At 69.8% G+C, this 17,109-nt stretch carries 13 protein-coding genes; 9 read left to right on the forward strand and 4 right to left on the reverse strand.

Annotated features, from left to right (window positions below; translation table 11 throughout):
• The 7 genes from ACTWP8_RS14675 to ACTWP8_RS14705 all read left to right on the forward strand — a co-directional run.
• A partial coding sequence (locus tag ACTWP8_RS14675) for an alpha/beta fold hydrolase (RefSeq protein WP_443322588.1) occupies positions 1–1,027 on the forward strand: 1,027 nt, incomplete at its 5' end.
• An 8-nt stretch (positions 1,028–1,035) separates the two neighbouring features.
• Positions 1,036–1,605, forward strand: a complete 570-nt coding sequence (locus tag ACTWP8_RS14680; protein ID WP_443322589.1) for a hypothetical protein — start codon at positions 1,036–1,038, stop codon at positions 1,603–1,605.
• A 151-nt stretch (positions 1,606–1,756) separates the two neighbouring features.
• The gene (locus tag ACTWP8_RS14685; RefSeq protein ID WP_443322590.1) at positions 1,757–2,359 is read left to right on the forward strand and encodes a hypothetical protein; all 603 of its coding nucleotides are present in this window, start codon (positions 1,757–1,759) and stop codon (positions 2,357–2,359) included.
• Between the two features lie 32 nt (positions 2,360–2,391).
• Positions 2,392–3,513: a peptidoglycan-binding protein gene (locus tag ACTWP8_RS14690; protein WP_443322591.1), complete on the forward strand. Its 1,122-nt coding sequence runs from the start codon at positions 2,392–2,394 to the stop codon at positions 3,511–3,513.
• A complete protein-coding gene (locus ACTWP8_RS14695; protein ID WP_443322592.1) occupies positions 3,510–4,274 on the forward strand; it encodes an ABC transporter ATP-binding protein in 765 nt (254 codons plus the stop codon). Before ACTWP8_RS14690 ends, ACTWP8_RS14695 begins: the two co-directional genes overlap by 4 nt.
• On the forward strand, positions 4,271–5,473 hold the full coding sequence (locus ACTWP8_RS14700) for an ABC transporter permease (RefSeq protein WP_443322593.1): 1,203 nt from the start codon (positions 4,271–4,273) through the stop codon (positions 5,471–5,473). The genes ACTWP8_RS14695 and ACTWP8_RS14700 overlap by 4 nt, the downstream gene beginning before the upstream one ends.
• A gap of 215 nt (positions 5,474–5,688) precedes the next feature.
• Positions 5,689–7,014, forward strand: a complete 1,326-nt coding sequence (locus ACTWP8_RS14705) for a cation:proton antiporter (RefSeq protein ID WP_443322594.1) — start codon at positions 5,689–5,691, stop codon at positions 7,012–7,014.
• A gap of 19 nt (positions 7,015–7,033) precedes the next feature.
• Here ACTWP8_RS14705 and ACTWP8_RS14710 read toward each other — a convergent pair whose 3' ends face one another.
• On the reverse strand, positions 7,034–8,671 hold the full coding sequence (locus ACTWP8_RS14710; protein WP_443322595.1) for an FAD-dependent oxidoreductase: 1,638 nt from the start codon (positions 8,669–8,671) through the stop codon (positions 7,034–7,036).
• Positions 8,672–8,816: 145 nt separating this feature from the next.
• Between ACTWP8_RS14710 and ACTWP8_RS14715 the strand changes: the two genes are divergently transcribed.
• Positions 8,817–9,449 carry an endonuclease gene (locus tag ACTWP8_RS14715; RefSeq protein WP_443322596.1) on the forward strand — a complete coding sequence of 211 codons (633 nt, stop codon included), beginning with the start codon at positions 8,817–8,819 and terminating at the stop codon, positions 9,447–9,449.
• Positions 9,450–9,473: 24 nt separating this feature from the next.
• On the opposite strand, the gene ACTWP8_RS14720 is transcribed toward ACTWP8_RS14715, so the two are convergent.
• From ACTWP8_RS14720 to ACTWP8_RS14730, 3 genes are all read right to left on the reverse strand, one after another.
• Positions 9,474–10,235 carry a class E sortase gene (locus ACTWP8_RS14720; protein ID WP_443322597.1) on the reverse strand — a complete coding sequence of 254 codons (762 nt, stop codon included), beginning with the start codon at positions 10,233–10,235 and terminating at the stop codon, positions 9,474–9,476.
• Between the two features lie 187 nt (positions 10,236–10,422).
• Positions 10,423–11,979, reverse strand: coding sequence for a GMC family oxidoreductase (locus ACTWP8_RS14725; protein WP_443322598.1), 1,557 nt, complete (start codon positions 11,977–11,979; stop codon positions 10,423–10,425).
• A gap of 106 nt (positions 11,980–12,085) precedes the next feature.
• On the reverse strand, positions 12,086–12,892 hold the full coding sequence (locus ACTWP8_RS14730) for an alpha/beta fold hydrolase (protein ID WP_443322599.1): 807 nt from the start codon (positions 12,890–12,892) through the stop codon (positions 12,086–12,088).
• 411 nt (positions 12,893–13,303) lie between these two features.
• On the opposite strand from ACTWP8_RS14730, the gene ACTWP8_RS14735 reads away from it, so the two are divergent.
• The gene (locus ACTWP8_RS14735; RefSeq protein WP_443322600.1) at positions 13,304–16,678 is read left to right on the forward strand and encodes a pyruvate carboxylase; all 3,375 of its coding nucleotides are present in this window, start codon (positions 13,304–13,306) and stop codon (positions 16,676–16,678) included.
• Positions 16,679–17,109: the final 431 nt, after the last annotated feature.

The raw sequence follows: 17,109 nt of genomic DNA on the forward strand, positions 1-17,109 counted from the left end.
CGCCGCCGTGATGACCCTCGACGCCCTCCCCATCACGGTGAACGGAAAGCTCGACCGCTCCGCCCTCCCCGCCCCCGACTTCACCGAGGCCGCAGAGGGTCGCGGTCCGGCCACCCCCACCGAAGAGCGCCTCTGTGCGCTCTTCGCCGACGTGCTCGGCCTGGAACAGATGGGTGCCGACGCGTCGTTCTTCGACCTCGGCGGCGACTCGATCCTCGCCATGAAGCTCATCGCCCGGATCCGGTCGGAGCTCGGCGCCGAGGTCAGCATCCGCGCCCTGTTCACCGCCCCGACGGTCGCCGGCGTGGCCCGGCTCATCGACGCCCGTACGGACGCCGACGGCCTCGGTCTGCTGTTGCCTCTCCGGACGGAAGGCGACCGGCCGCCCCTGTTCTGCGTCCACCCGAGCACCGGCCTGGGGCGCTGCTACGCGGACCTCCCGGACCACCTGCCGCCGGACCGTCCGGTCTACGCGCTGCAGGCCCGCGGCTTCGGCACGGACGAGCCGCTGCCGGAGACGGTCGAGGAGATGGCCGCGGACTACGTCGCGCAGATCCGGACCGTGCAGCCCGCCGGGCCCTATCACCTCCTCGGCTGGTCGTTCGGCGGCGCCGTGGCCCATGCGATGGCGGCGCTGCTGCAGCAGCGGGGCGAGACGGTGGACCTCCTCGTCAGCCTCGACGGCTACCCCGGCGCCGACGAGGCGGAGCCGGCCGGCGGGCCCGCCGCCGGGCAGCGCAGGCAGGTCAGGATGCTCTCCGAGATCCAGAGGGTCAACGCGAACAACAACCGACTCCTCCAGCACCACACCCCCGGTCTCTTCCGCGGAGACCTGCTGCTCTTCGTCGCCACGGAGGGCCGGCCCGCGTCGGCTCCCGCGCAGACGGCTCCGGACACCTGGGCGCCGTATGTGGACGGGCACGTCGAACCGGTCCGGATCGCCTCCGATCACGACGGGATGCTCACCGGAAAGCCCCTCGAAACGATCGGCCGGCTCATTTCCGCACAGCTGCTCACGAAGAAATAGGAGAGGGAATGGACGAGAAGGAGAACGCGGCCGCGGGCGAGCCGCCCGGGGGCAAGCGCCGGCAGGGCAGAATTGGCATTCTGGTCGCTTCGCTCGGGGCTGCCCTGGCGATTGCCATGGTGGCGGCCGGATTGGGATTTGCGTTCGGCTCCAATGATTCCCCGGAAGCCGCCGGAGGCGCCGGGGCTGGGGACAAGAAGGCCAAAAGCATGGCCTTCATCGAATGTCTGCGGGAGAACGGCGTGCCGGACTTTCCCGACCCCGCCGCGGACGGCTCCATTCTGCTCGACCCGAGCAGCGGGATAGACGTCAAGGGCGATGCGTACAAGAAGGCGGAGAAAGCCTGCGAGGACCTGATGCCGGAAGGCCGCCGGGCCTCGCCGCCGCCCGGCGGTATGCCCGATCTGACGAAGTACGCCGACTGTATGCGGAAGAACGGCGTGCCCGACTTCCCCGACCCCAAGGGCAGCGGCTTCGCCCCTGAGGAGGCCGGGATCGACGTCGAGTCGCCCGAATTCCAGGACGCCCACAAGGCCTGCCAGCGGCACCTGCCCGCCGGGGCGCCGCCGCCGGCGTAGCCCCGCGGGGTGCCTCCCCTGCCCCGGTCTGCCGGACCACCCGTCCGGCGGACCGGGGCTTCTGCATGCCCGGCGGCAGCGAAACCTCGGCGAAACCGCAGCCTCTGTAGAACAGGGGTACAGGAAATCCGGAAGGAATGGGGACAGTGGCATGGCGGTTATCGCGGAGCGGCCGACGGATGGCATTACCGCATCAAAAAGGAAGCTGCGGCACAACGCCGTACTGGTATTGATGACGGGGGTCGCCCTGTTCGTCACCGCCTGTGGCGGCAACGAAGACCCGGGTAACAGCGTGGCCAGCGTCGGCTCCGGGAATGACTCGAAGTCCAAGAAGCCGGAGGCCGGCGGGCAGGGCGACGGGCTGAAATTCGCGCAGTGCATGCGAGACAACGGCCTGCCCGACTTCAAGGACCCGAAGCCCGGCGAGGGCATGGGCGGCGGGATCGACCCGCAGTCGCCGGAGTTCAAGAAGGCCGAGAAGGCCTGCAAGCAGTACATGCCGGCTCCGCCCCCGCAGGAGGGCGGCGGCGGTCCGGGCGATGTGTGGCCGACCGAGGACAAGCTCAAGTACGCCAAGTGCATGCGGGAGAACGGCGTGCCGAGCTTCCCGGACCCGGACGACAGCGGCGGCTTCAAGCTTGAGGTCGACCCCAACACGCCGCAGTTCAAGAAGGCGGAGGAGGCCTGCGAGAAGTACCAGCCCGAGTCCCTGCGCAACATGGAGCCCAACAAGCCCGGCGGGGGTCCGGCGTGAGTGCAACCCGGTTACCGACGGAGGACGAGGAAGTGAGCACCCCGGACCGCCAGAGCGCGCCGCCGCCACCGGAGCGGCGCAAGCGGCGCGGGCTGACCGCGCTGGTTGTCGTAGCGATCGTGGTCGCGGCCGGCGCGGGGGTCGTCGTGACCGACCCGTTCAAGAAGCCCGCGAAGGAGACGTCGGCCAAGACCACCGTCCCCACCGGGCTGGCGAAGGTCACCCAGGGCACCCTGTCGGCCCGCACCCTGCAGAACGGGACGCTCGGCTACGCGGGTTCGTACGACGTCGTCAACAACGCCAAGGGCACCATCACCAAGCTGCCCGGCGTGGGCGACGTGATCAGCCAGGGCGACGTGCTCTACCGCGTGGACGGCAAGCCGGTGGTGCTGCTCCAGGGAGCCGCCGAGCCGGTGTATCGCGATCTGTCCTACGGCACCGAGGGCCCCGACGTGCGGCAGCTCAACGCCGCGCTCGTCACCCTCGAGTACGCCACCAAGAAGGAGATCGACCCCGACTCGGACTACTTCGGCACGCAGACCCTCAACGCCCTCAAGGAGCTGCAGGAGGACGTCGGCCTGGACGACTCGGGTGAACTGCCCCTCGGGCAGGCCGTGTTCCTGCCCGCCGAGGAGGTCCGGGTCACCAAGTCCGACGCCGTGCGCGGCGGCCCGGCAGGACAGGGGCAGAACGTCCTGCAGGTCTCCTCGACCAAGCGGCAGGTCACCGTCGAGCTCAACGCCAGCCAGCAGACCGGGGTGGCGGTCGGCGACAAGGTGACCATCACGCTCCCCAACGGCAAGACGACCCCGGGTGAGGTGTCGTCGGTGGGGAAGGTGGCGAAGCAGGTCGAGGACAAGACCACCATCGAGGTCCGGATCAAGCCGAAGGACCCGAAGGTGACCGGCGGGCTCGACCAGGCGCCCGTCCAGGTCGCCATCGTCTCCGACACGGTGAAGGACGTGCTGTCGGTGCCGGTGAACGCGCTGCTGGCGCTCGCCGGCGGCGGTTACGCCGTCGAGGTCGTCGGCAGCAGCGGCAAGCACAAGCTGATCCCGGTGCGGACCGGGCTCTTCGACGACAGCGAGGGCAAGGTCGAGGTCAGCGGCCCCGGGCTCGCGGTCGGCCAGAAGATCGTGGTGCCCGCCTCATGACCGGCGTGGAGACCGAGACGCGGCCGGTCGGCGTCCAGGGCACCGGCGAGACGGTCCTGCAGCTGGAGGACGTGACCAAGGTCTACCCGGGCGTGTCCTCGGTCGTGGCGCTGGACGGGGCCGGCTTCACCATTCACCGGGGCGACCTGGTGGCGATCGTGGGCCCGTCCGGCTCCGGCAAGACGACCCTCCTGCAGGTGATGGGCACCCTGGACCGGCCGACTTCCGGGACGGTACGGATCGTGGGGGAGGACGTCGCCACGATGTCCGACCGGGCGCTGGCCTGGCTGCGCGCCACCCGGATCGGCTTCGTCTTCCAGCAGTTCTTCCTGGCCGAGCATGCCACCGCGCTGGAGAACGTCGCCGACGGGATGCTGTACTCCGGCGTCCGGCGCCCGGCCCGGCTGTCGGCGGCCGCCGGGGCCCTGGACCGGGTCGGCCTCAGCCACCGGATCCACCACCGGCCGCCGCAGCTGTCGGGCGGCGAGCGGCAGCGGGTCGCGATCGCCCGGGCCCTGGTCGGCGACCCGGCGATCGTGCTGGCCGACGAGCCCACCGGCAACCTCGACAGCGTCGCCGGCGCCGCGATCTTCAAGCTGTTCACGGAACTCAACGCCGAGGGCACCACCATCGTCATGATCACCCACGACCGGGAGCTGGCCGCCCGGCTGCCGCGCCGGATCGAGGTCCTCGACGGCCGCATCGTCGCGGACGTCATGTCAGCGGAGGACCCCCTGAACACCGAAAGGCGGCTGCCATGACCACCACGGCCACCGCCCCCGTCCGGCTCCACCCCGCCGATCTGGCCCGGACCGCCAGCGTCGGGCTGCGTACCCGGCGGATGCGGGCCGCCCTGTCGGCGCTGGGCATCGCCATCGGCGTCGCCGCGATGGTGGCGGTGCTCGGGCTGTCGGCCTCGTCGCAGGCCGGGCTGCTCGCCGAGATCGACAAGCTGGGCACCAACCTGCTGAAGGTCACTCCGGGCCAGTCGCTGGGCGGGGGGGACGCGAAGCTCCCCATCGAGGCGCCGGGCATGATCTCCCGGGTCGGCCCGGTCGAGGCGGTGCAGAGCACCGGCAAGACCGACGCCGAGGCCTACCGCAGCCCGCACATCCCGAGCCTCAACACCAACTCCCTCACGGTGAACGCCGCCAGCCTGCGCCTCCCGGCCGCGGTGCGCACCTCGATGGCCCAGGGCAGATACCTCAACGCTGCCACCGCGCAGCAGCCGGTCGCCGTCCTCGGCTGGGACGCCGCGAGCCGGCTGGGCATCTCCCGGATTCACTCGGACATGCGCATCTGGGTCGGCGGCCAGTGGTTCTACGTGTCCGGGGTCCTCAAGCCCGCGAAGCTGACGCCGGAGATCGACTCGGCGGTGCTGGTGGGCTATCCGGCCGCGGAGAAGTACCTGGACTTCGACGGCCACCCCTCCACGGTGTACGTGCGGTCGGACACCGACCAGGTCAAGGACGTCCGCAATGTGCTGGCCGCCACGGCCAACCCGCAGAACCCCAGCGAGGTCAGTGTCACCCAGCCGTCGGCCGCGCTCGAGGCCCGGGCCGCCGCGCAGTCGGCGCTTGACGGCCTGTTCCTCGGGCTGGGGGCGGTGGCCCTGCTCGTCGGGGGCATCGGCGTCGCCAACACCATGGTCATCTCCGTGCTCGAACGCCGCTCGGAGATCGGCCTGCGGCGGGCGCTCGGCGCCACCCGGGGCACCATCCGGCTGCAGTTCCTCTCCGAGGCGATTCTGCTCGCCATGCTCGGCGGCGCGGTCGGGGTGGCGCTGGGCACGCTGGCGACGTTCGTCTACGCCGGCGTCAAGGGCTGGGAGACCGTCGTCCCGGTGCTCGCCTGGGCGGGCGGACTCGGTGCGGCCGTGGCCATCGGCGCCATCGCCGGGCTGCTGCCCGCCCTCCGGGCGGCCCGGATGCAGCCCACGGAGGCGCTGCGGACGGTCTGACCGAGTTGCCCGGCACCGCGGTGTTCCCCCCGCCGCGGTGCCGGGCTCTCGGCTGTTCAGGGCAGGTCGCGGTGGATGCCTACCCGTACGGCGGTCCGGGGCACCGCCTACGCCGGTCGGCAGAACCCTGCGTCCAGATGTCCAAGTGCACATTTCTGTCTCGCCGTTGGCTCCCCAAGACTGGAGTGAACCGGTGGTGCGGAGGGGGCATGGTCATGAGCAGCAGCGCGCTGGAAGGGACCATCCGTGACGTGCTGGTCGGCCTCGCCGTGGTCGTGCCCGCGGCCTTCATCTGCGGCCGGATCGCCCAGCGGCTGCGGCAGCCGGCGGTGCTGGGGGAAATCGCCGCGGGCCTGATGCTGGGTCCCAGCCTGCTGGGTCTGCTCCCCGGGAATCCGACCGCGGTCCTGTTCCCGGACGAGGCTCGCCCCTTTCTTCAGCTGCTGGCCCAACTGGGCCTTGTCCTCTTTATGTTCGGGGTGGGGTATCACCTCGACGTCGCGCATCTGCGCGGCCGGGGACGTCAGGTGCTGTCGGTCTCGCTCAGCTCCGTCGCCCTGCCGTTCGCCCTGGGCACGGGCCTGGCCGTCGTGTTCGCGTCCTGGGGCCTCACCGGGCAGGAGGGGACCGGGCTGCTCGGCCCGGCGCTGTTCTTGGGCGCGGCCATGTCCATCACGGCCTTTCCGGTGCTTGCCCGCATCCTGTCCGACCACGGCCTGGCCCGGGAGCGCATCGGCACCATGGCGCTCGCCTGTGCCGCCCTGCAGGACCTGCTGGCGTGGGGCATTCTCGCCGTCGTGGTCGTGGTGGTGAACGCCACCGGCCCCTGGCCGCTCGCCCGGATGGCACTGCTGTCCGCCCTCTTCGTCCTCGGCATGCTGTACGTGGTCCGGCCTGGGCTGCGCTGGCTGCTGGCGCCCGGACGGCGCTGGAACCGGGACAGCACGCTGGTCCACGGGGTGGTCTTCAGCGGCCTGCTGCTGTCGGCCTGGGCCACCGACGCGATGGGGCTGCACACCGTGTTCGGCGCCTTCATCTTCGGCGCCGTCGTACCGCGCCGGCAGATCGACGACTGCGCTCCGGAAGTGCCCGCTCGCATCGAGCAGTCGAGCCTGCTGCTGCTCCCGGTCTTCTTCACCGTCACCGGGCTGTCGGTCGACTTCCAGGGCCTCGGCGGACAGGGCCTGGTCATGCTGCTCGCCGTGCTCGTCGTGGCCTGCGCGGGCAAGTTCGTCGGTGCCGCGGCCGCCGCCCGGCTCACCGGGGCCACCCCCCGGCTGTCCATCACCCTCGGTGTGCTGCTGAACGCGCGCGGGCTCACCGAACTGGTCCTGCTCAATGTGGGCCTCGGCCTCGGCGTCATCGACGGCCGCCTCTTCACCGTGATGGTGGCCATGGCCGTGATCACCACGATGATGACCGGCCCGCTGCTGCAGCGCCTGTGGCCGGCGCCCCGGTCGCGCACCGTCGGCCGCGGTGGCGAGCACGGGGGCGCGGGCGACGCGGCGGCCTCAGCGGAAGACGCCGGTGTGGCCCAGTGAGTACCGAATCCGCATCGGCTCAGCTGCCCAGGTACTCGTGCACGAGACGAACGGCCGTGGCTCCCTCGCCCACCGCCGAGGCGACGCGTTTGATCGAGCCCTTCCGTACGTCTCCCGCGGCGAACACGCCGGGCATGCTCGTCTCCAGGGGGAGGGGGGCACGACCATGGTGCCCGTGCGCTGCGGACTCCTCGCGAATCCCGCGTCCCGTCAGAAGGTAGCCCTGATCATCGCGCGCGATGCCGTCCGGGAGCCACTGCGTGTGCGGTTCACCGCCGATCATGATGAACAGCGCAGTCGCCGGTACCCGCTCGACCGCGCCTGCCGTACGATCCGCAAGCGTCAGGTACTCGAGGCGCCCCTCGCCACCACCGTCGACCACCTCCGTCCGATAGCGGACGATGATGTTCGGCGTCGCCTCGACGGCACGTACAAGGTAGGCCGATGCGGACTTCGCAAGGCTTTCGCCCCGGACGACCAAGGTGACTGTGCGAGCGTGCCTGGCCAGATGCGTGGCGGCCTGCCCGGCCGAGTTTCCGGCGCCGACGACGAAGACGTCCTGGTCTTGCATGGCCCGGCTCTCGCTCACGGCCGCGCCGTAGAACACCCCGGAGCCGACGAGGGCCTCCAGCCGCGGCACACCGAGGCGTCGCCAGTCGATACCGGTCGCAATCACGACCGCGGGTGCGCTGACGTCGGAGCCGTCCAGCAGGTGGACCACTTGGCGGTCACCGCGGCGTTCGAGCCCGACCGCTTGTTGCGCGAAGACGATGTGCGCGCCCATCAGCCACGCTTGCTCGCAGGTCTGCCCCATGAGGTCGCCGCCGGCGATGCCATGGGGAAACCCGGGATAGTTTCTGATCAGCGGGCTCGTCCCGGCCTGCCCACCGGAGACGGCTCGTTCGAGCAGCACCGTGTCGAGCCCTTCGGACGCGGCGTACACGGCCGCCGTCAGGCCGGCCGGTCCGGCGCCGACGATGGCGACGTCGCAGACGTCCACGTCGTTCGTGACGCTGACCCCGATCGCACGGGCGAGGTCGGGCAGGTGCGGATCGACGAACACGTGGCCGTCATGGCGAATCACCACCGGCAGCCGCGACGCGTCGAGCCCGGCCTCGCGCAGCAGACGCCGTCCGGCCTCCCGCTCCACCGGATAGAACCCGAACGGCATGCTGAAGCGCGTCATCACATCGCGCAGCTGCAGCACACGGCTGTCGCCCTCCTGGGCGATGATGCGGAACAGCTCGAAGTTCGGCTCCTGCTCCTTCGTCCACGACGAGAGGAACGTGCTCACGGTGCGGTACATCATCTCGTCGTCCGCCCATGGCCGCACAAGGTGATAGTCGGCGCGGCCGAGTGCGATCGCCTGGACCGCCGGACTCGTCGACGAGTAGTCGCGATCCACGAGCAGCACACGCTTGGCCTGCGGATACAGCTCATGTGTCCGTGTGAGAACGTCGACGGAGTCGTCGTCCACGAGCAGCAGTGCGACGGGTTCTTCGGCCCGCGCGAGTTCCTGCATCGCGGTGAGCGCCGCTTCCGGCGAGCCCGCGCCCTTCACCGCGAATGCCCTGCCGAACCGTCGCGTGAGGTCGGCGAGCAGCACACGAAACGAGCGCGGGTCGTGTTCCACCACGAAGATGACCGGCCACGTCACCTCTGCAAGCCTAATGGTGGCCGGCCGGTCATGCGCGGTGACCGCCGTGCGCAAAGGGACAAATGGTCGATTGCGTCCGCCGATGCCGGGCACCCGCGCCCTAAGGCCCATCCAGGGAGACGTACCAGGCAGGCAGGTGAGCGCCATGGGCAAGAAGAGTGGTGCCGTGGCACGGGTTCTGCTCGACCAGTACGGACGGACCTACGCGTCCGAGGCCGGTATCAAGCTGCGGGACAGTCCCGGTTCCCTGTACCAGCTCCTCGTGCTCTCCCATCTGCTGTCCGCGCGGATCAAGGCAGACATTGCGGTGGCGGCGGCCCGTGCGCTCTTCGACGCGGGGATGCGGGACGCGCGACGGATGGCGGAGGCGAGCTGGCAGCAACGCGTCGACGCGCTCGGCGAGGGCGGCTACCGCCGCTACGACGAGCGCACCGCAACCCAGCTCGGTGATGCGGCCGAGGTGCTGAGGCGGGAGTACAGGGGCGATCTACGGCGACTTCGCCAGGCCGGAGACCCCAGGAAGCTGCTGCGGGACTTCCCGGGCATCGGGCCCTCAGGGGTCGACATCTTCCTCCGGGAGGTTCAGGGAATCTGGCCGGAGTTCGCGCCGTACATCGACAGCAAGGCGCTGCAGGGGGCGGAACGTGTCGGCCTGCCGAAAACCCCGAAGGCCCTGGCGCGACTCGTGAAGGAGGACGACCTGCCCCGGCTGGCGGCCGGCCTGGTGCGGGTGGCCCTCGACAAGCGCGCCGCCGAGGAGGTGCGCGCAGCTGCGTGAAGAGGCGGCCGCGTCATCGACCTCTCAGGGCGAAGCCGGATTACCGGGAGCCTTCCGCGCCGAGGCCAGCACGCCGACTTTGTCGATGCGGTGCTCGGGGTTGCCCCTGTCGTCGCGCCAGAAGTTTCCGGCCGCGTCGTCCTCCGGAGTGGCGCAGGTGGAGATTGTGATCATGGATTCCGTGGCCCGCTCGCCCGGGGAACCAGGGACCGCCGCCCGCTGCTCGGTGAGCGAGTTCTCGGAGCGGAAGGAGGTCTTCCGAGTCTGGGTGATCTCGTATTCGTAGATCATGCCACCCGACGTGACGAGGACCGAGTCGCCCCGGTCGAGGGAGGGGAGGTTGCGCAGGGGCCCACCAGCGGAGAGGCGGTGGGCTGTCACGATGTAGTTGCCGATCTCGCCGGGGCCGACACCGCCATGGTCCCCGTACGGGCTGGCGGCCACGCCGCGGTTCTGGATCCGCGTACCCGGCCAGTCGTCAGTCGTGCCCTCGTACGGCACGACGTGCAGGTCCTTGAGGCCGATCGACGGGATCGTCAGCGAGGCGGTCTGGGTCCGCGTGCTGGTCTCACGCGGAGTCGGCTTCGTCGAGGTCGTCTGCGGAGCCGGTGAGGGGCTGTTCGGCGAGGGGGTTGTGGGCGTCTCCGTGGGCGCAGTCGCGGTGGATGCTGAGCCCCGGGTGGCCATTCTTCCGGCTCCCTCGTCGCCACCACCGGAGAAGCAGCCGGCAAGTACGAGGGTGAGCGTGCCGGCGAGTGCGATCCACGCCGCGCGGGAAGGGGACATATTACTCCCCAGTAAATTGGAGGCATATCGATCTTGGGGGCGGTCGACGGTGAACGCCTCTCATGCGACAACAACAGGAACGGATCAGGTGTTCCTCCATCAAGCATGCCTGACCTGCAGGTATCCGCTTGGGCCCCGACCGTGCGGGCAGGTCCATGCAGTGAGGGCCCAAGGCCGCCGCGTAGCGTCAGGCCGGTGACGGGAGGTCGCGGATCATGTCCGCGGCCTTTTCCGCGATCATGATCGTGGGGGCGTTGGTGTTGCCTCGTACCACGGTGGGCATGACCGAGGCGTCGGCCACCCGCAGGCCGTGCACGCCGTGCACCCTGAGCCGGGAATCCACGACGGGGCCGATGGAGCAGGTGCCCACCGGGTGGTAGAGGGTCTGCAACTCGCGCCGGGCGTAGTCGAGCAGGCCGGTGTCGTCTGTAGAGCGGGGTACGCGGAAATCGGCTCGGCGATGCTTGCGCAGGCTGGGCTGGTCGGCGATGTCGAGGAGCACCCTGAGCGCCCGGATCATCGTGGCGCGATCGTCCTCGGTGGTCAGGTAGTTGTGCAGGATATGCGGCTTGGCGCTGGGCACAGCGGACCGCAGGGAGACTTTGCCCCGGCTCGTGGGGGCGAGCAGGACCGCGCCGAACATGAAGGCATGGTCGGTGACGGGGCTGATGCCTTCCTCATGGAACATCACCGGGGCGGCATGCACCTGGATGTCGGGGGCGTCCAACCCCTCGCGGGTGCGGTGAAATCCGCCGGCCTCGCCGACGTTCGAGGTGAGCGGGCCGCGGCCCTCGGTCTCCAGCAGGCGCACGTTGTCGGGTGTCTCGGCGGACATCAACGACTCGGTGTCGGTCAGGTAGCACAGGCCGACATGCGGATGGTCCTGCAGGTTTGCCCCCACCGGGAGGTCGACGCGGGGCGTGATGCCGTGGGCCGCCAGTTCACCGGCCACACCTATGCCTGACAGCATGAGCAGGTGCGGGGAGTTGTACGCACCGGCCGACAGCACCACTTCCCGTTCGGCGTGCAGTCGCAGCAGTTCGCCGTTCCCGTCCACCTCGACGCCGGTCGCGCGGTCGCCGTCGAACAGGACACGGGTGCACTGGGTGCCGGTGAGCACCTCGAGGTTCGGCCGGGACAGGGCCGGCCGCAGATAGGCGACAGCCGCGCTGCAGCGCAGACCGTCACGCTGAGTGAGGTGGTAGTAGCCGACGCCGTCCTGTTCCGGACCGTTGAAGTCGGTGGTGTAGGGGTGGCCGGCCTCCTGGGCGGCCGCCACGTAGGCGGCCATCAACGGATGCCGGGAACGGCCCTCGCTGACCGTGAGAGGTCCGCCGGTGGAGTGCCACGGCGACGGAGCGCCCGAGAAGTCCTCGGCACGCAGGAAGTACGGCAGGACGTCCTGCCAGCTCCACCCGTCGGCGCCGGCCGCTGCCCAAGCGTCGTAGTCACGGCGGTTGCCGCGTATGTAGATCATCGCGTTCATCGATGATGAGCCGCCGAGCATCCGGCCCCGCGGCAGATAGCGGCGGCGGCCGTCCAGCCCTGGTTCGCAGTCGCTGAGGTAACTCCAGTCGTACTTCGTCTGGAAGAGCTTGCTGAACGCGGCCGGAATGTGGATTTCCTGCGCATCGTCCTCCGGCCCGGCCTCGATGAGCAGGACGCGCGTGCTCGCGTCCTCGGTGAGTCGGGCTGCCAGCACGCACCCCGCCGACCCGGCACCCACGATGATGTAGTCGTACACCCGTCCCCCCTCGACCGACCTGGCTACCTGGCCCCTTCACCTAAGCCGCATCGGTGGGCGGACCACACCCCTGCTCTCGGCCATAATCAATCCGTTCCGCTCCGGCTCAATCGGACTCATGCAAGGAGACGACGGCCTCTACGAGGGTATGGGGGCTTTCCCAGTTGAGCATGTGCCCGGCGTCCGGCACGGTGATCAGCCGCGCACCCGGTATCCCTGCGGCCAGGCGCCGGGAGTGACTACGCGGTGTGGTGCGGTCTGCCGAGCCGACCATGACGACAGTGGGAACCGTGATGTCCTTCAACCGCGGGTAGCGGTCCTCGCGGGCGAAACTCCGCACGACCGGCAGGAGGGGCGGGTGGTTCTGACGCAGGAACACGTCGAGAAACACCTCGATCATCGCCGGCGAGGGGCGTTTGCCGCACTGAACGGACCCGAAGAGTGTTCCGCCGGTGCGGGTACGTGCCAACCGCTGGAGTATGCCGGCCTTCAGCAAGGGGATCTGCAGCCGGTTGTGCGGCGCTCCGTCGTAGATTCGGCCCGCCCAGGTTGCGAACAGCACCAGACCGCGGAGGCGAGAGGCGGCGCCGGGGTGGTCAAGCAGTGCACGGATGGCGAGAAACCCGCCCATGGAGTGCCCCACCAGGACCCCGCCCCGTACGTCGAAGTGCTCCAATACCGCCACGTAGTCCTGCGCCATGGGGCCGGAGCCGGCGCCGTCCGAGCCGAGCGTCGAACGCTCATGACCGCGCTGGTCGAAGGCGATGACACGATGGCCGCGCGCCACTAAGGCGTCCTGCACCAGATTCCACTCCAGGAGCGAGGCGCCGTAACCGTGTGCAAGCACCACCGGTGGTCCCTCACCCGCGACGATGGCGCGCAGGACCGTCCCGTCCGGGCGAGACAGGAACACCTCCTCGCCCTCGGGCTCACGGCGGAGCCGCGCGTAAGGAATGGGATCGGGGTGACGCTCAATCCTGGCAGCCGCTGCGCGCGCCGCGATTGCACCCACGACCGCCGCAGTGGCTCCCCACACCAGCCGCATACCCAACGAAATCCCCTCCTCCACGGCGACCGGCTCGACACCGGCCACCGTCGCTGCCCCACCACTCGAGCCCCTGGACTGGTGCCACCGCTGTGGGCGTGATCGACATCGCATGATTTCATGCACACGACCGACTGAGGGGAGCCTTCGGCTCTTACCGGACACCACCGAGGGCTCCCACCCTGTGAGCTGGACCACCCGGGCGCCGACTTTGCGCCACACAGCGCTAGCGTCGCCGAGGAGGCGGTGTTCGTACCGTGCACGCAGAAGGGATCGGGCATGTTCCGCAAGGTGCTGGTCGCCAACCGTGGTGAGATCGCCATCCGCGCGTTCCGCGCCGGCTATGAGCTGGGCGCGAGAACGGTCGCGGTGTTCCCGCATGAAGATCGCAACTCGTTGCACCGGCTGAAGGCCGACGAGGCGTACGAGATCGGTGAACCGGGGCACCCGGTGCGCGCCTACCTCTCCGTGGAGGAGATCGTCCGCGCGGCGCGCATGGCCGGTGCGGACGCGGTCTACCCCGGGTACGGCTTCCTGTCCGAGAACCCCGACCTTGCGCGCGCGTGCGAGGAGGCGGACATCACGTTCGTCGGCCCGAGCGCGGAGACCCTCGAGCTCACCGGAAACAAGGCTCGCGCGGTGGCGGCCGCCCGCGCGGCCGGCGTACCGGTGCTCGGTTCGTCGCAGCCCTCCACCGACGTCGACGAGCTGATCCGGGCCGCGGAGGAGATCGGCTTCCCCGTCTTCGTCAAGGCCGTCGCCGGTGGTGGCGGGCGCGGCATGCGGCGGGTGGAGGACCCCAGGACGCTGCGCGAGTCCATCGAGGCGGCGGCGCGTGAGGCCGAGTCCGCGTTCGGTGACCCGACAGTCTTCCTGGAGAAGGCCGTCGTCGACCCCCGGCACATCGAGGTGCAGATCCTCGCCGACGCCGAGGGCAACGTCCTCCACCTGTTCGAGCGTGACTGCTCGGTGCAGCGGCGCCATCAGAAGGTGATCGAGCTCGCGCCCGCGCCCAACCTCGACCCGGAGCTGCGCGAGCGGATCTGCAACGACGCCGTGAACTTCGCCCGGCACATCGGTTACCGCAACGCGGGCACGGTGGAGTTCCTGCTCGATCGGGACGGCCGGCACGTGTTCATCGAAATGAACCCGCGCATCCAGGTCGAACACACGGTGACCGAGGAGGTCACCGACGTCGATCTCGTACAGGCGCAGCTGCGGATCGCCAGTGGTGAGACACTTGCTCAGCTCGGGCTGACGCAGGACACCGTCTACCTGCGCGGTGCCGCGCTGCAGTGCCGGATCACCACCGAGGACCCGGCCAACGGGTTCCGCCCGGACATCGGCAAGATCAGCGCCTACCGCTCGCCGGGCGGCTCGGGTATCCGCCTCGACGGCGGAACCGCCCACGCCGGGACGGAGATCAGCGCACACTTCGACTCGATGCTGGTCAAGCTGACCTGCCGGGGCCGGGACTTCACCACCGCGATCGGCCGCGCCCGGCGCGCGGTGGCCGAGTTCCGGATCCGCGGCGTATCGACGAACATCCCGTTCCTGCAGGCTGTGCTGGACGATCCGGAATTCCGGGCCGGGAAGGTCACCACGTCGTTCATCGAGCAACGGCCGCACCTGCTGACCGCACGTCACTCCGCCGACCGCGGCACGAAGCTGCTCACCTACCTCGCCGATGTCACGGTGAACAAGCCCCATGGCGAGCGGCCCCAGTTGATCGATCCGGCCACCAAGCTGCCGCGGCTTCCCGACGCCCAGCCGCCCGCCGGCTCCAAGCAGAAGCTCACCGAGCTCGGTCCGGACGGATTCGCGCGGTGGCTGCGCCAGTCGCCGACGATCGGCGTCACCGACACCACCTTCCGGGACGCGCATCAGTCGCTGCTCGCCACCCGGGTCCGGACGAAGGACCTGCTCGCGGTGGCCCCGGTGGTGGCGCAGACCGTGCCGCAGCTGTTGTCGCTGGAATCCTGGGGCGGCGCCACGTACGACGTCGCGCTGCGCTTCCTTGCCGAGGATCCCTGGGAGCGCCTCGCCGCGCTGCGCGAAGCGGTGCCGAACATCTGCCTGCAGATGCTGCTGCGCGGCCGCAACACCGTGGGCTACACGCCCTACCCGACCGAGGTGACAGGCGCCTTCGTACAGGAGGCCACCGCCACCGGCATCGACATCTTCCGGATCTTCGACGCACTCAACGACGTAGAGCAGATGCGGCCCGCCATCGAGGCCGTGCGGGAGACCGGATCCGCGATCGCCGAGGTCGCGCTGTGCTACACCTCCGACCTGTCGGACCCGTCGGAGACGCTCTACACCCTGGACTACTACCTCGGGCTGGCCGAGGAGATCGTGTCCGCGGGCGCACACGTGCTGGCGATCAAGGACATGGCAGGGCTGCTGCGCGCCCCGGCCGCGGCGAAGCTCGTATCCGCGCTGCGCAGGGAATTCGACCTGCCGGTGCACATCCACACCCACGACACCGCGGGCGGCCAGCTCGCCACCTATCTCGCGGCCATCCAGGCCGGTGCGGACGCCGTGGACGGCGCTGTGGCCTCCATGGCGGGCACCACCTCGCAGCCGTCGCTGTCAGCGATCGTGGCCGCCACCGACCACTCCGACCGGCCGACCGGGCTGGACCTCCAGGCGGTCGGTGATCTGGAGCCGTACTGGGAGAGCGTGCGCAAGATCTATGCGCCGTTCGAGGCGGGCCTCGCCTCGCCGACCGGGCGCGTGTACCACCACGAGATCCCCGGCGGGCAGCTCTCCAATCTGCGCACGCAGGCCATCGCACTCGGCCTCGGTGACCGCTTCGAGGAGATCGAGGCGATGTACGCAGCCGCCGACAAGATCCTCGGCCACCTGGTGAAGGTCACGCCGTCGTCGAAGGTGGTCGGCGACCTCGCGCTGCACCTGGTCGGGGCGGGGGTGTCGCCGGAGGACTTCGAGAGCGAGCCGAACAAGTTCGATCTTCCCGACTCGGTCATCGGGTTCCTGCGCGGTGAGCTGGGCAGCCCGCCGGGCGGATGGCCGGAGCCGTTCCGCAGCAAGGCGCTGGAAGGCCGGGCCGACGCCAAGCCGACGCAGGAGCTGTCCACCGAGGACCGTGAAGGGCTGGACAAGGACCGGCGGGCGACGCTGAACCGGCTGCTCTTCCCCGGGCCGACCAAGGACTTCGAGACGCACCGTCAGGCCTACGGCGACACCAGCGTGCTGGAGAGCAAGGACTTCTTCTACGGGCTGCGCCCGGGGAAGGAGTACGCGGTGGACCTTGAGCCCGGCGTCCGGCTGCTCATCGAGCTGGAGGCCATCGGCGAGGCCGATGTACGTGGCATTCGCACCGTGATGTCCACGTTGAACGGTCAACTGCGGCCGATCCAGGTACGGGACACCTCGGTGGCGTCCGATGTGCCGGCGACGGAGAAGGCCGACAAGGCCAACTCCGGTCATGTCGCTGCGCCGTTCGCCGGCGTGGTGACGCTGGCTGTCGCCGAGGGCGACACGGTTGAGGCCGGTGCCACCGTGGCCACCATTGAGGCGATGAAGATGGAAGCGACCATCACGGCCCCGAAGGGCGGAAGCGTGGCACGGGTTGCCATCAATGCGATCCAGCAGGTGGAAGGCGGCGACCTCATCGTCGAGCTCGCCTAGAGTCCGGGGCGAGCACGCCAGTCGGTGGGTAGTCCAGGAAGCGCGTTATGCGCGAGCGGCATCCGCGTGCCGTCCTGGACACCACCGGTGGCCGCCTGTTGCAAAATCAGAAACCACGGGCATAGCCGAAGAAAACCTGCCTGGGGCGGCCGGAGATCGCTGGTGAATTGGCCGACCGGGGGCAGCGGTCGGCTTCTCTGCATTGCATTCAACCGCCTCGGACGGGGCGGTCATCGCCTTGACGGATTCGGTGGAATCGTCGGCGAATACACCGGTGCCAGCGTGTCCAACAGAACGTCATCCCTGCTGAACAGCGACGTGCGCGGCGGCTCGGGCGGCTCCGATCGATGCCCGCCCTCACGGAAAACAGGTCACGTGGCGAGGCTTGCAGGAGCCGGCAGTGTAAACATGGCGTTACGGCGATCGCACCG

The sequence above is a fragment of the Streptomyces sp. 7N604 genome (assembly GCF_052245475.1).
GTDB lineage: Bacteria > Actinomycetota > Actinomycetes > Streptomycetales > Streptomycetaceae > Streptomyces.

Excerpts from the sequence above, each read along its gene's own strand:
- ACTWP8_RS14680 (WP_443322589.1), top strand. The coding sequence starts at position 1,036 with ATGGACGAGAAGGAGAACGCGGCCGCGGGCGAGCCGCCCGGGGGCAAG.
- ACTWP8_RS14685 (WP_443322590.1), top strand. The coding sequence starts at position 1,757 with ATGGCGGTTATCGCGGAGCGGCCGACGGATGGCATTACCGCATCAAAA.
- ACTWP8_RS14695 (WP_443322592.1), top strand. The coding sequence starts at position 3,510 with ATGACCGGCGTGGAGACCGAGACGCGGCCGGTCGGCGTCCAGGGCACC.
- ACTWP8_RS14700 (WP_443322593.1), top strand. The coding sequence starts at position 4,271 with ATGACCACCACGGCCACCGCCCCCGTCCGGCTCCACCCCGCCGATCTG.
- ACTWP8_RS14705 (WP_443322594.1), top strand. The coding sequence starts at position 5,689 with ATGAGCAGCAGCGCGCTGGAAGGGACCATCCGTGACGTGCTGGTCGGC.
- ACTWP8_RS14715 (WP_443322596.1), top strand. The coding sequence starts at position 8,817 with ATGGGCAAGAAGAGTGGTGCCGTGGCACGGGTTCTGCTCGACCAGTAC.
- ACTWP8_RS14720 (WP_443322597.1), bottom strand. The coding sequence starts at position 10,235 with ATGTCCCCTTCCCGCGCGGCGTGGATCGCACTCGCCGGCACGCTCACC.
- ACTWP8_RS14735 (WP_443322600.1), top strand. The coding sequence starts at position 13,304 with ATGTTCCGCAAGGTGCTGGTCGCCAACCGTGGTGAGATCGCCATCCGC.